Source organism: Lactobacillus sp. W8174, from assembly GCF_016100975.1.
GTDB lineage: Bacteria > Bacillota > Bacilli > Lactobacillales > Lactobacillaceae > Lactobacillus > Lactobacillus juensis.
On sequence record NZ_JACFRN010000001.1, the window covers coordinates 659,427 to 673,285 of the forward strand.

Consider the following 13,859-nt stretch of genomic DNA (forward strand, 5'->3'; position numbering starts at 1 on the left):
AGTATAAATTATGTATCTACAAATGTAAACATAAATGCTCAAAAAAAACTTACTGATTTTTTTCAGTAAGTTTTACCTCATTAATCTGCATCTAATCGCTTTAACCAATGAGTCAGATCATTTTTTTCCACCATTATTTGCTTAAGTTCGGCCTTATTATTAGCGGCCAAAAAGAGCATTAACTGCAGATACTTTGCCACAGAAAGTCCATAATTTTCCAGGTTAGCCTTAGCTGCTTTTACTACTGTATCATCTAAACTAATTGTAAGAAGTTCGTCTTTCAAAGTCTATCCCATTTCTATATTCTAAATAAAAACTAACAGGATTATTTTAGAAAAACCTCTAATGCTATGCAAGTATTTAATTCAAAATCTTAATTCTTTTTATCTACCTGCTCCATTATATTTCTTCAAGCCTAAATTCCATACCCAATGGTCTAAGAAAAGGAATAGTGAAGCTATCAAGAGTTGCAATAACGTTATTTGCCATTGCCGTGGTTTTATTAAAATAACTGTTGCAGGACAAGCAATTAGTCCAAAAGGCAGGATGAAATTAAAAATAATATTACCCAGTCCCCGATAAATACTTGCAGGGTAGCGACTCATTTGTATCATACTTAAAAATAAATCATTTCTGCCAAAATTTGTGGGAAACCAAAATGCCGAAATTGTCCATAAATACCAAAGAGAATAGTATAAAATGCAGCCAAAAACGCAAGAAAGCAAAAATAACAACACCTGGCCTATATTAATACTTATACCCTGACATGCATAAATAATTACAAATAGTCCCAGCACCGAATTAATTAATTGTGTAAATTCAATTGCACTAAAAAAGTAATATACCTTAGCGTTAATTGGTTTTAATAAAATTGAATCTAAGGTTCCTTCTCTAATGTCTTTTTCCATTTTAGGCATCGATTTGACCAAGAAAGCCATTAAGAAGCCGTCAAGCATAGTATAAACGCCAACTAGCAATAAACATTCTTTGTAGGTCCAACCACCAATAGTATCAACATTTAAATAAATTACCTTAAAAAAAGCGATCGGAATGCCTAACCACAATATAGAAGAGATTATACCAAACAATGTGTCTAATCTGAAACTAATGGTTTGCAATAAGGCAATTTTAATTAACGATTTGACTACTTTAAGTTTACTTTTCATAATCAACCCATTACATCAGAGTATCTCTGAAGCCCTTCTTTATTAACTATTTTTACTATTAAATAAAAAACTATCATCCATACAATTTCAATGATTGTGTTTTTAAGCCATATATTTAATGGTAATGCTTTAACAAGCGTATCAATTGGAAAAGAGCTGAAATATTGAAATGGCAGTAGTTTAATTACTTTTACCAAAAAAGGCGGCAAAATTTCCAAGGGAAAGTAAAAACCTGCCAGCAGATTGACTACAACTTCTTTTACCAGTAAAACAAAGAAAAGATTGTCAAACCAGTATGCTACACATCCAATAATGTAAGAAAAAAGAAACCATAATATGGCTGCCATAATTAAACTAAATGCAAATTCAAGCAGTACAAGTAAAGAAATATGAATTAAATTACACGCAACTATATAGACAAATCCAATAATTAAAATTGGAGCAAGCAAAATCAAATTTGCCAGTCTGTCGCCCAGCATTTTAGCAAAATAGTATTTTTCAATTGTTATTGGTCTATGGATGATATTAGACAATTCTCCTGAATGGATATCATCATTTAATTCCCAGTCAACTGCATACCATACAAAAGAATTAATAAAATTAACCCCAATATAATAAATTACCATTTGATTTTTGCTAAAACCACCAATCGTTTGACCATGATTCAATATTAAAGACCATAAATAAAACATCACTAAACTTGGTACCAGTGCCTGCAAAAGCAAAATTATGACGCTGCTCTTATTGGCTAATATAGACTTCAATGAGATCTTGCTTACTGAAAAATAGGTTTTTATCATTTTTCTTTCTCCTCAGCAAATAGCTCTAAGATAATGTCTTCAAGCTTCAGGTCATTTATTTGATAGTCGGAGCCTTGATTATCCCCTGCCAGCTGAACAACCTGATCATCTACCTTTTCTACAGGAACTTTAATTGTCACAGTCAAATCATCCTGATCAATAATCTTGGCGCCCAGTTTACTTTCGTTGAAGTTCTCCGATTTAATAAAAGTAATATATTTATTTTGATTAAACCTCTCTAATAAATCTGTTTTTGGTCCATCCCACATTATCTGACCGCAATTTACAATAATCAGGTGATCACAGATAGTAGCAATATCTTCCATGTCATGAGAGGTAAGAAAGACAGTCAATTTTTCTTCCTGATTCAGCCTTAACAAAAACTTGCGTATATCCCTTTTTGCCAAAACGTCTAAGCCAATAGTCGGTTCATCTAAAAAGAGTATTTTTGGTCTAGTTGCTACGCCAGCCAGAAATTCTACTTTCATTCGTTCTCCCAGTGATAATTTGCGGGTTTGTACATCTAATTTTGAAGTTACATTTAATATCTGAGCCAGATCATTGACCGTTTTTTGAAAAATTTCTTCCGGTATATCGTACATTGACTGCAATAATTTTAAATAATCTCTAGGGGTTAAATCAGGAAAAAGTTGCGATCTATTTCCCATAACGACTGAAATTGATTTCTTGAAATCATTTATCCTTTTTGTAGGATCATAGCCATTTACCCTGCAAGTTCCGGCTGATGGAAACAAGGTACCAGTCAGCATCTTAATGGTCGTGGTCTTACCTGCCCCATTTTTGCCAATAAAGCCAACTTTTTCACCATTCTTGATAGTAAAATTGAGCGATTTGACTGCTTGCACTGCCGTCTTTTCAGGCTTAAAAATATTTTTAACAACTGCACGCCAGTTTTCACCCCTGCTGCTAATAAAATAATCCTTAGAAAGATTATGAACTTCAATTGCATTTTCGTTCATTTTTGACCTCATTTAGTTATCTAGCCAGCACAAAAAAGCAATTTTTAAAAGGACAATCCTTTTTACAAAATTGCTTTAAGTTTTGAACACCTATCATCATACATTTAGAAACTGTCATTGGTTTAACCTTATTACTTATAGTTTTTAAATCAGCAACAATTAGATAAATTTTACCACATTTTTAACAGTTTTTAAATATAATTTAATTTTTGGCACAAAATATATTTTCTATCTAGAAAATATCACCTTTTACTTGAGATATATTCATCTATTTGGGCAAGATAGCTTTCTTTTTCTTGCTGACTGATCCAAGATGTTTTAAATGAATTTTGTGCTATTCGAATCAGTTCTTTTTCACTCCAATCGCACTTTTGGGCAAATTTATAGTAAACATCATTAATATAATTACTACCCTTATAAGCCGGATCATCGGAATTAAAACTAATCAGTGCGCCGCTATTAAAAAGCTTATTAATGGCCTCTTGTTCCATAACTTTGCGGGTGTAAAAATAAGCCATGGGACATGCTGTAATACCAATTTTTTGGTCTATTAAAAATGCCATTAAATCCGCATTTTCAACTATATTTAAGCCATGATCCAAACGATCCACCGTAATAATTTCTAAAGCTTGTTTGATATGATCAACTGAATCAACTTGGTGTAGATCACAATGCATTGTTAAATAGTAACCTTGAGCTCGGGCCTTAGCAAAAACCAGCATAAACTTCAACGGTGGGTTATGATGCTCATCTGAATCAAGACCAACACCTAATATCCAGCCTTTTTTATGATATGGTTCAGCTTCTTTTAAAGTTTGCATTGCTGATTCTTGTGAATACTCTCTTAAAAAGCACATTATTAACCTTACATCAATGTCTAATGATGCTGCATCAACAATCGCTTCATGAATGCCTTCAATTACTGTAGCAAAAGGGATGCCGCGACTAGTGTGTGCTTGAGGATCAAAAAATAATTCAAGATGTTTGACATTGCTGTCAGCTTCTTTGCGCAAAAAAGCTGCAGTTAAATCATAGAAATCTTGTTTTGTCCGCAAGACCTGCATCCCTCTATAGTATGCCTTTAGAAATTCCGGCAATCCTACTCCATAATTCCTGTCAATATCCGCTGGAGTCTTAGCACCGATATCAATCTGGTTTCTCTTAGCGATGGCAAATTCCATTTCGGCTTCTAGTGTTCCTTCTATATGAACATGCAGTTCAGCCTTAGGCAATCCGTCAACAAACTTACGAGATAATTTTTGGATCATCTTTTTCTCCTTAACAAAATAATTTTAAATACGAACATTTTAAGTGAAGTCTAATTACCCTCTTTATCATTTAAGCTTTTATATAGCTATAAATCAATATTAAAAATCATAACATTTTTATTTATAACTTACAATATCTATTAATATTGTGATTTTGTTCGATTTTTACATTGAAATACTTCGCTAGTAATACTATAATTTTAACAATACGATCTATAATTTTATCTTGACCAAGGTTAAAATCACTAGTAAAGTGTAATCAATTTAACTTTAATATTTTTGAAAAGGAGAGTGCATTAAATGTCAAATTGGACAACAAAATTTGTTAAAGAGGGCTTAACGTTTGACGATGTGTTATTGATTCCAGCGGAAAGCCATGTATTGCCAAATGAAGTGGATCTTCATACTCAATTAGCGCCTAATCTGAAACTCAATATTCCTATTATTAGTGCCGGAATGGATACCGTAACTGAAGGCGCAATGGCAATAGCAATCGCTCTGCAAGGTGGTTTAGGAGTGATCCATAAAAATATGTCCATCACTGCCCAAGCTGGCGAAGTTGCAAACGTCAAAAATGTTGTTGTTCCATCTAACATTACTAAAGCAGCTGTCGATGATGACAATCATCTGCTCGTCGCTGCAGCGATTGGCGTGACCAGTGATACTTTTGAGCGGGCTGAAGCACTTATTGAAAAAGGTGCAGATGCAATTGTCATTGATACTGCCCATGGTCACTCAGCTGGTGTTTTACGCAAAATTAAAGAGATTCGTGATCATTTTCCTAATATTACGTTAATTGCCGGTAATGTTGCTACAGGCGATGCTACCAGAGCACTTTTTGATGCTGGTGTGGATATCGTAAAAGTGGGTATTGGCCCTGGGTCTATCTGCACAACCCGCGTAGTAGCTGGTGTTGGCGTACCACAAATTACAGCAATTTATGATGCTGCTACTGCTGCAAGAGAATACCACAAACCAATAATTGCAGATGGTGGAATAAAGTATTCAGGTGATGTTGTTAAGGCCCTCGCAGCGGGTGGCAATGCTGTCATGCTTGGGAGCATGTTGTCAGGTACCACTGAAGCACCGGGAGAAATATTTGAAAGCGATGGTCAAAAATATAAGACCTATCGGGGTATGGGATCTGTCGGAGCAATGGCTCAAGCCCATGGATCCTCTGATAGATATTTCCAAGGTGGTGTCAATGAAGCTAATAAATTAGTTCCTGAAGGTGTTGAAGCACGCGTAGAATTCAAAGGTGATGTTTCTGATATTATTTTCCAAATTATTGGTGGTTTGCGTTCAGGTATGGGTTATGTGGGTGCAGCCACTATTGATGAACTACGTGAGAATGCTCAATTTGTGAAGATTACCAATGCTGGTTTAAGGGAATCTCATCCACATGATGTCCAAATTACAAAAAAAGCACCTAATTACGAAAGATAAAAATTTAAATTAAAAAATAGTTATTGCGTGAAAGCAATAACTATTTTTTTGATCTATTTTTCAGATATGGCTTCATTCAGCTTCTGTAGATTTTTTACCAATTCTTTCTTCGTATCAGCTCCTAAAATTTTGGCATAACTATTCTCAGAATTGACAAAATAATTAGTTATTTTTGGTCTTAGCTTGACAGCTTTCTCAGTTAGAATTATTGCCTTTAATCGTGTATCATATTGATCAACTTTTTTGGTAATTAAGTTTTTTTCTTCCATTAAGCGTAATACATTAGTAGCAGTAGACTTCCTAATGTTAAATTCATGCTCAATATCCTTCTGATAAATTGACTTGTTTTGGGCAAATGAAGCCAAATATTCAATGATCAACATCTGTGTTCCAGTTAAGCCAATTTTTCTGGCGTAGTAATCAGCATTACGATTAAATGTATTTTGTACACGCTGTAAGGCTAATCCTAATCTGTTCATTAATCTATTCCTTTGCCTTCATTGGTTTTGTTGCTTGGTAAAGTAAGTATACACCAACAAGAACAATAATTAGAATAAAAATAAAACCTACCTGAGCAGCCTCAATGTATTTTCCAGTAGTAGAGCTTTGACTACTCATCTGTTCTACAAATTGCATAATAGCTGAAATAATTGCCGTGCCGACAGCTCCAGCAAATTGCTGTGCCATATTGAACAGCCCATTGCCATCTGTATTTTCTTTTTCATCTAGTTGACCAATGGAAGCAGTCATCGTGTCACCCATTACCAGACCTATACCCATCATTGTAATAGCATAGAACAGAATAATTTTGCCAGATGATAGTGAGGAAGCAAATAAACAATAAAGAATGCCGCCTATTATTTCAAAAAAAGCACCCGTCATAATTGGCTTTCTGGGACCGTAATTGTCGAGCAATCTGCCACTAATTGGTGAGAGCACCGCTCCAACAAGTCCACCGGTTAAAAGCAGAAGACCTGCAGTCATTGCTGTAGAATGATTAACAATTTGAACATAATTAGGCAAGATAAACGACAATCCTAAAGTATTAACTTGAAAAATAAAATAAGCTGTTATGCCTTGAGTAAATTTAGTGTTTTTAAAAACTCTAATATTAATTAACGGAGTAGCGGTATTTAATGAATGCTTGATAAAAATAATTAAACAAATAACACCAACTGCCAGAGGCAAAATGAACATTAATGGTTTTTGTAATATGGTAGACAAATTGCTAAAAGCAAAAATAAAACCTATGAATGTTAAAGCAATACTCAGAAATCCTGCTGTATCGAGTTGAGTATGTGCAATTTTTTTGGATTCATCATTAATTGAAGCTATACCCATTAGTAGAGAAATAATCATCACAGGAATGATAAAAATAAATATGTAGCGCCAACCTAAAGTATTGACGACTAATCCGCCAAATGTTGGACCTAAAGCTGGAGCAACCGCCGTAATCATTGTTCCTATTCCCATAAGCAGTCCAATTTTATCTAATGGCGTCCGTTCCAAAATAATATTAAACATTAATGGAATAGCTATTCCTGCACCTGCTCCTTGGATGACACGACCAAGTACCAGAAAAATAAATTGATTTGCTACTGCATCAATTACTAAACCACAAATAAATAAGGTAGCGGCTGTCACAAAAAGTTTTCTTGAACTAAAATTTCTTTTTAAATATGCAGATAATGGCATAATAATAGAAGCAACTAACAAATAACCAGTTGTCATCCACTGTACGGTAGCCATATTAACATGAAAATCATTCATTAAAACGGGAAAAGTAACGTTTCCTGCTGTTTCAATTAGCACACCTGAAAAAGACATTAATCCGGCTGCGAAAATTGAACAAATTAATTTTGCATCTAATTTTCTTTGCATTCAAATTCCTCCTAAAATTTAGTTAGCAAGCTAACTAATTAACCATAGTAACTCACATTTTTTTGAAATGCAATAAATTTAAAGCAAAGAAAAACCCACCTTAAACTTCAAGGTGAGCAATTTTTTAAAATACTTATTTATCTGTGTCAATCACATATTTTTGCCAATAACGCCAAACGCTTTCGCTTGAAAAACGCTTGGCATTTTCATATGCACCATCGTTCAGTTTCCTGCGTATTTTAGGACTAGCAAAAAACTCAGTAATTTTGGCAGCTAAATCATCTATATGACCACTTGGTACGATAAAGCCACTCTTTCCGTCAGCGATTAAATCCTCTACTCCATAATTAAAATTATATGAAGCTACTGGAACACCGTGAGATTGAGCTTCAAGTACAGAAAGGTTAAAGCCCTCATACCGGGAAGTAACAACAGCAAGCTGCGCATCATCATAAATATAATTCATATCTTTCGCATAACCCATAAAATGGACTACATCTTCCAAACCCAGGTCCTGCACTAATTTTTTTAACTTTTTTTCTTCCTTGAAATTATCAGCGCCATTTCCGTAACCATAAATGTCTAAAGTCAACGAGTCGTTATTTTGATAAGCCTGATTGAAAGCTTTGATGGCATCATCAATCCGTTTTTCATAAAATATTCTAGCCACTACTATTATTTTACCTTTTGTGCGCTCACTCATTGGTATATGTTCAGCATGTAGCTGCTCATCTGGCACTATTCCAACAGGAATAGCAACGATTGGTACTTGCGTCCTCAGCCTTTTACGCATGTCATCTGCTTGTTGTTTTGTAGGAGTAATTACTAAATCGGTTTTACTAAGTAGCTCATTATTAGAAATTGAGTTGTAGGTAAGAGGTGAAGTAGGATCCCAGTAATCTCTAAAATGAATACTGTGAAAATGCTCAATTTTTCTGGCAGGCGTCTTCATATTAATCATTGGTACATTAGTAATATTGCTACGATCCGAAATAAATGTTGATCTTTCATCCCCATCTTGCTCATTCAATTCATCGAGCATAATAGTAAAGGCCTGACCATTATTCATTAGTGAATGGACAATGCCATGAATATCGGTCATTTGAATGTTAGTAGCAGGATAGACATTTGGTTTTCTTTCATATGAAATTTCATAGTAAATGGTATTGTTCGGACGAAAGAACAATTCATAAATCAAATGACCGTCAACTGTATCATAAATTTGGGTCATACTCTTAAATCCACGTGTATCGTAAAATTCCTGCTTAATACAGTGGACATCAGCATTAAAATATTTTATTGTATCAATGCTGCCATTAGGCAACATATTAACGGTCATTGTTTTACGTTGACCTTCAAAGACTTCATAACCATTGTCAATTTGTTTCACATTATTACCACTCGGAATCGGCAAATCTTTTATAGTTACAATACGACTAGTAAATTTTACTGTGCCGGCAAAAAAGTCGAACTTATTGACATAATCATCATCTGTCATGTTATACAAAGGTAAATTACGATGAGCAAACCGATTATATTCTGATGTCACTATTTTTGCCTTAACGTGATTGCGTTTGAAAAGCATTAATCTTTTGACTTCTGCGTGCTCTATTCCCGAACTATTCGCATCTAATCTATTATCTAAAAAGTAATACATAAATTGTCCTTTATTCCTATATTCAAACTATCTTAGTCAATTTTAGCATATATTTTTTAAATATAAATAATGGATTTAAATGCAAAAAAGCATTAACCGATCAATATTCGGCTAATACTTTAGTTGAATTATAAATTAATTACTGCTGCTTTTTAGTTAATTTTAAAATTAAAGGCCAGATAATTGCAGCAATTATCCCCAAGGCTAACCCGGACCACAAAATCGGAGAGGTAGTTAATGAAATTCCACTAACAACATTGTTCTGTAGCCATTGAACTAATTGGTTTGCTAAAAACTGTAGTGCTCCAAATGATCCTATGGCCGCAACCAATAAAATAATTGAAGCCCAATATTTACCAAATAACATCAACAAAGCAGCTAGAATAAAAACTAATATTGTTGCAAAGAGGCAATAATGAAAAATACTAATAGTTTGGTTAACTTTATCTTTGTTTTCATTCAAGCCATTGTTAATCTTATTTAACAGCAGGTTGCTTACAGCTTTTTGTACTTCATTATTTTCTGGGAAAGACAAATTCTTAGCAGATACTTCTCCATTTTCTTGATAAGTAACACCGAGATTATATAGACTAACATAAGACATATCCTTATGATATTTTTTGGGTAACTGTTCTAAAATTTTGTCTTCAACACCAAAATCCTTAGCCAGTTTCAAGGTACCCTTTAGCCTTGAATCACCAGTATCATTTACACTTTTTTTAATTACTTTCTGTGCCATGCCACGAACATTTTGCACATTAATAGTTATTGGAGATTCCAGTAACAGAAAGCCAGAAATACAAACCACTGCAGTAAAAATCACTCGGAATAGAATACTAGCAAATTTTTTCATTAAATCAACCTCCCACATTAATATTAACTATTTAATCTAGCAGTCATGTTGACCCGAAGCTAAACAGTTACAATTAACCATTTCAGGAGCACTTTCTTTTTTATAAGCAAGTTCTTTTTCTATTTTAGCAATGTCACCCTGAGCAAGAGGCATATCTTTAAGAATAGCTATCATTACCTGACCTTTATGCATATCACACATATGGCTCATCACTTCTTTTGTGACCTCAATCATCATTTCAATCTGAGTAACAGTAGCTGAATAAACAAAACGGCGGCCATCTTTACGGGTTTTTAACAGACCCTTTTTGACCAAACGTCCCATCAAAGTTTTGATAGTAGATTCAGACCAGTTCTTTTTTGCCTGAAGCTGTTGAATCACTTCACCAGTGTGAATTTCTCCTAAAGTCCACACTATTCTCATAACTTCCCACTCAGCTTCGGAAATATTATGTTCTCTATTTTTTTCTACCATAATAATCAACTCAACTTTATTTTACTACAGAACAAACTTTTTTATTGCTTTGGCAATTCCATCATGGTCATTATCTTCTGTTACGTAATCGGCATAATCTTTTATCTCTTCGATTGCGTTACCCATGGCTATTTTCATAAAGTCGGGATTCGTAAACATTGAAACATCATTGCCTTGATCGCCAAACACCATAACTTGACTTGGCTTAATTTTCAATCTGTCAGCCAGCTGTAAAACAGCATTTCCCTTGGAAGCATCTTTAATGTTGATTTCAACAATTGACGAAAAACTGCGAACAATATCATATTTTGCAAAAGCCCATTGAGGAATATTATTCCATAGTTTATCAACTTCTCGCTCATCATCAAGGACGCTAAGACCCACTTTATTAAAAGCAAAATCTTGTGTTATTTCTTCAGCTTTACGTACTTTAAGCACATTATTAGTAAAAGTTGCATTTCGTGCCAGGTTAACTCCTATATCACGATCACATGTCCAATAGCATTCTGGGGTTTCAAAATGAAGGTTAACCTGAGCTAATCTTTGTAATTTCCTCATGTTAGTAAAATCGCGATAGTTCATTTCTTCATTCATTAAGATATTGCCCGCTAAATCTTGGATCACAGCGCCATTGAAAACAATGTCATATTGCCTTTTTCCTTGCAAACCCAACTGTTTATTAAATTCAATTGTACCAGACAATGGTCGACCTGTAGCCAGAACCACTTTTATACCCTGACTATCTGCTTGTTTAAGAACTCTTTCAGTTTCCGGTAAAATCTGCTTTGTAGTTGTCAACAAAGTGCCATCTAAGTCAACCGCAATCAACTTTATTGCCAAAATAATATCCTCCTACACTTTTTCACTATTTTCTTTATTATACAAAAGTGTCCGGGAAAAAAGTAGGTCATTGTCCATACCAAAAAAGTAGACAAGTCTCAATTTGATATAACTATCAAATTTGAGGGTCATATCATTTTGAGTGGTTTGCCTACTCTTTTATTTGTCAAGGATTATTTAATAATGTAATTTAATTTTCGAAGGTAATTTTTTAACCCTTCTTTTCTGCCAATATCTTTTTCCAAAAATCAAAATATTATTCTACCGTTACGCTTTTAGCTAAGTTTCGTGGTTTGTCCACATCCAACCCCTTATCTTTTGCTGCAAAATAAGCAAATAATTGTGCTGTTACCACACTAACAAGTGGCGACAGATAATAATTAACTTCAGGTAAAACAATATCGTCACTAGCTTTAGCTAATGATTTACGCGCAATAGTAATAACTGTTGCTCCACGAGCAATCACTTCCTGAATATTACCCCGCATCAAATCCGCTGTGACAGGATCATTAATCAATGCAATTACTGGCGTGCCTTTTTCAATCAATGAAATTGTTCCGTGTTTTAGTTCTGCTGCCGCAAAACCTTCAGTTTGGATATAAGAAACTTCTTTAAGCTTTAACGCCGCCTCTAAAGCAACTGGATAATCAATCCCCCTGCCAATATAAAAGGCATTACGACTTGGTATAATATCCTTTTGAGCGAGCTGCTCAATTTTTTCCTGGCTGGAAATTACTTGTTCTATTCCTTCCGCTGCTAAAGCAAAATTCTCTTTTAAGTCAAACGCTGCGGCATCTTTAATGCCTAATTTTTCTCCTAATGCCTTGGCAACTATAGCTTGAACGGCAACCTGGGCAGTATAAGCCTTAGTTGAGGCTACAGCAATCTCCGGACCTGCTTCGAGTGACATAGCATAATTAGCTTCGCGCGCCAGAGTCGAATTAGGCACATTTGTTAAAGTCAGACTGGGAATGCCCCGTTTAATCGCCTGTTGCAAGACAACGCGTGAATCAGCCGTTTCACCTGATTGCGATAAGAAAATAAAGAATGGGTGTTTTGACATCATTGGAAAATGATAGCCCGCTTCTGAAGCAAAACCTACTTCAGTTGGAATCTTAGTCAGCTTTTCAAAAAGTTGTTTACCAACTAAACCCGCATGGTAACTTGTACCGGCAGCAAAGATATATAATCTATCTGCCTTTGATAAAGCATTAATAATTTTAGCATCTACTTTTGGGTCACCATTTTGATCAAGATAATATTGATCTAAGTGCCGTAAAACACTTGGCTGCTCACATATTTCTTTAAGCATGTAAAATTCATAAGTGCCTTTAGAAGCGGCATTTTCGTCAATATTTAACTCATAAGGTTGATGCTCAACTTTTTGACCAGTAATAGTTTCAAGCTGATAATCGTTTTTAGTAATATCTCCGACTTCACCATCTCGTAAATCAACGAAAGTTTTGGTTTGATCCAATACTGATAATGCGTCAGATGCGATTACATTAAAACCGTTACCAAGTCCCAACATCAAAGGAGATTTATTTTTAGCAATAAAAATATGGTCTGGATTTTGATTGTCTATTAATAAAAGGGCATATGATCCCTTTATTACTTGTAGGGCCTGTTTTAAAGCAGTAAAAGTATCTTCATTCTTTTCACGAGCAAATTTGCTAATTAATTGAACAATCACTTCAGTGTCTGTGTCAGATTTAAAGGAAACATCTTTGAGATATTGCTTTTTTATGTCCTGGTAGTTTTCAATTACACCATTGTGAACCAAATAAAAGCGTTCGGTTTCATCAAATTGGGGATGAGCGTTAGCTTCAGTGGGCTTGCCATGTGTTGCCCAACGAGTGTGGCCAATTCCAACCATGCCCTGTTCTTGTGGGCTCATCTTGTTCTTCAAGTCCTCAATACGGCCAGCAGTTTTAGTTAAATATTCTTTTCCTGCCAAATCATTGAGATAAATTCCTGCAGAATCATATCCGCGATATTCAAGCTTTGACAAGCCATTTAAAACAATTTCTCTAGCAGATTTTCCAACAATGCCAACAATTCCACACATATATTTCTCCTTTGGTCTAGTAAAATATTTTTTATTTGGGCTAATCAATTAATTCAACTTACGTATGGAATATTAGCCTTTTTAGCAAAATTGGTCAAGCTTTATTTTTATAATTGGTCTATACTATAATGTGAAACTACTATCGCTAGTACAAAAAATAGGCAAAAATAAATGATAAAAGCTGCAAATTGAGAACAGTTAAATAGGTATAATTTTGAATAAATATCATCTATCTTATAAAAAATAATAATATTTAAATATTATGCAAAAGAAAGCGGTCTTCTTCCTACTTTTGATGCTTTAGGTGAAATTGTTAGCCTTAATAGACAATTAACCAGATAGCTATTAGAATTTAAGGATAAAGGAGTAATTACAATGAAAATTAACAAAAAATTGTTTATTAGCTTATTAGCTGGAATATTGACA

Annotated in this window: 13 protein-coding genes; 1 reads left to right on the plus strand and 12 read right to left on the minus strand. The window is 34.3% G+C overall.

Annotation, left to right across the window (positions count from 1 at the left end; genetic code table 11):
- Window positions 1-80: 80 nt before the first annotated feature.
- The 5 genes from H3U49_RS03050 to add all read right to left on the minus strand — a co-directional run bounded on the left by H3U49_RS03050 (window position 81) and on the right by add (window position 4,214).
- Entirely contained in the window at window positions 81-284 is a 204-nt protein-coding gene (locus H3U49_RS03050; protein ID WP_198179528.1) for a hypothetical protein, read from the minus strand.
- 99 nt (window positions 285-383) lie between these two features.
- Entirely contained in the window at window positions 384-1,166 is a 783-nt protein-coding gene (locus H3U49_RS03055) for an ABC transporter permease (protein ID WP_198179529.1), read from the minus strand.
- Window positions 1,167-1,168: 2 nt separating this feature from the next.
- Window positions 1,169-1,966 carry an ABC-2 family transporter protein gene (locus H3U49_RS03060; RefSeq protein WP_232347597.1) on the minus strand — a complete coding sequence of 266 codons (798 nt, stop codon included), beginning with the start codon at window positions 1,964-1,966 and terminating at the stop codon, window positions 1,169-1,171.
- Entirely contained in the window at window positions 1,963-2,946 is a 984-nt protein-coding gene (locus tag H3U49_RS03065; protein WP_198179531.1) for an ATP-binding cassette domain-containing protein, read from the minus strand. Before H3U49_RS03065 ends, H3U49_RS03060 begins: the two co-directional genes overlap by 4 nt.
- A 242-nt stretch (window positions 2,947-3,188) precedes the next feature.
- On the minus strand, window positions 3,189-4,214 hold the full coding sequence (add, locus tag H3U49_RS03070; RefSeq protein ID WP_198179533.1) for an adenosine deaminase: 1,026 nt from the start codon (window positions 4,212-4,214) through the stop codon (window positions 3,189-3,191).
- A 300-nt stretch (window positions 4,215-4,514) separates the two neighbouring features.
- Here add and H3U49_RS03075 point away from each other — a divergent pair, with 300 nt between their 5' ends.
- Entirely contained in the window at window positions 4,515-5,660 is a 1,146-nt protein-coding gene (locus H3U49_RS03075) for an IMP dehydrogenase (RefSeq protein ID WP_198179535.1), read from the plus strand.
- Window positions 5,661-5,713: 53 nt separating this feature from the next.
- On the opposite strand, the gene H3U49_RS03080 is transcribed toward H3U49_RS03075, so the two are convergent.
- The 7 genes from H3U49_RS03080 to glmS form a co-directional block, all read right to left on the minus strand.
- Complete coding sequence (locus H3U49_RS03080) at window positions 5,714-6,139, minus strand: MarR family winged helix-turn-helix transcriptional regulator (protein ID WP_198179537.1); 426 nt, start codon at window positions 6,137-6,139, stop codon at window positions 5,714-5,716.
- Window positions 6,140-6,143: 4 nt separating this feature from the next.
- A complete protein-coding gene (locus H3U49_RS03085; RefSeq protein WP_198179539.1) occupies window positions 6,144-7,541 on the minus strand; it encodes a DHA2 family efflux MFS transporter permease subunit in 1,398 nt (465 codons plus the stop codon).
- Between the two features lie 133 nt (window positions 7,542-7,674).
- Complete coding sequence (locus H3U49_RS03090; RefSeq protein WP_198179541.1) at window positions 7,675-9,198, minus strand: glycosyltransferase; 1,524 nt, start codon at window positions 9,196-9,198, stop codon at window positions 7,675-7,677.
- A gap of 139 nt (window positions 9,199-9,337) precedes the next feature.
- Entirely contained in the window at window positions 9,338-10,051 is a 714-nt protein-coding gene (locus tag H3U49_RS03095) for a hypothetical protein (protein WP_198179543.1), read from the minus strand.
- 36 nt (window positions 10,052-10,087) lie between these two features.
- Window positions 10,088-10,525: a CopY/TcrY family copper transport repressor gene (locus H3U49_RS03100; protein ID WP_198179545.1), complete on the minus strand. Its 438-nt coding sequence runs from the start codon at window positions 10,523-10,525 to the stop codon at window positions 10,088-10,090.
- A gap of 24 nt (window positions 10,526-10,549) precedes the next feature.
- Window positions 10,550-11,365: a Cof-type HAD-IIB family hydrolase gene (locus H3U49_RS03105; RefSeq protein ID WP_198179548.1), complete on the minus strand. Its 816-nt coding sequence runs from the start codon at window positions 11,363-11,365 to the stop codon at window positions 10,550-10,552.
- Window positions 11,366-11,621: 256 nt separating this feature from the next.
- Window positions 11,622-13,433, minus strand: coding sequence for a glutamine--fructose-6-phosphate transaminase (isomerizing) (gene glmS, locus H3U49_RS03110; RefSeq protein WP_198179550.1), 1,812 nt, complete (start codon window positions 13,431-13,433; stop codon window positions 11,622-11,624).
- Window positions 13,434-13,859 lie beyond the last annotated feature (426 nt).

What these genes read in the sequence shown, in the direction of transcription:
- H3U49_RS03055 (WP_198179529.1), bottom strand. Translation starts at nt 1,166, where the DNA reads ATGAAAAGTAAACTTAAAGTAGTCAAATCGTTAATTAAAATTGCCTTA.
- H3U49_RS03060 (WP_232347597.1), bottom strand. Translation starts at nt 1,966, where the DNA reads ATGATAAAAACCTATTTTTCAGTAAGCAAGATCTCATTGAAGTCTATA.
- H3U49_RS03065 (WP_198179531.1), bottom strand. Translation starts at nt 2,946, where the DNA reads ATGAACGAAAATGCAATTGAAGTTCATAATCTTTCTAAGGATTATTTT.
- add (WP_198179533.1), bottom strand. Translation starts at nt 4,214, where the DNA reads ATGATCCAAAAATTATCTCGTAAGTTTGTTGACGGATTGCCTAAGGCT.
- H3U49_RS03075 (WP_198179535.1), top strand. Translation starts at nt 4,515, where the DNA reads ATGTCAAATTGGACAACAAAATTTGTTAAAGAGGGCTTAACGTTTGAC.
- H3U49_RS03080 (WP_198179537.1), bottom strand. Translation starts at nt 6,139, where the DNA reads ATGAACAGATTAGGATTAGCCTTACAGCGTGTACAAAATACATTTAAT.
- H3U49_RS03085 (WP_198179539.1), bottom strand. Translation starts at nt 7,541, where the DNA reads ATGCAAAGAAAATTAGATGCAAAATTAATTTGTTCAATTTTCGCAGCC.
- H3U49_RS03090 (WP_198179541.1), bottom strand. Translation starts at nt 9,198, where the DNA reads ATGTATTACTTTTTAGATAATAGATTAGATGCGAATAGTTCGGGAATA.
- H3U49_RS03095 (WP_198179543.1), bottom strand. Translation starts at nt 10,051, where the DNA reads ATGAAAAAATTTGCTAGTATTCTATTCCGAGTGATTTTTACTGCAGTG.
- H3U49_RS03100 (WP_198179545.1), bottom strand. Translation starts at nt 10,525, where the DNA reads ATGGTAGAAAAAAATAGAGAACATAATATTTCCGAAGCTGAGTGGGAA.
- glmS (WP_198179550.1), bottom strand. Translation starts at nt 13,433, where the DNA reads ATGTGTGGAATTGTTGGCATTGTTGGAAAATCTGCTAGAGAAATTGTT.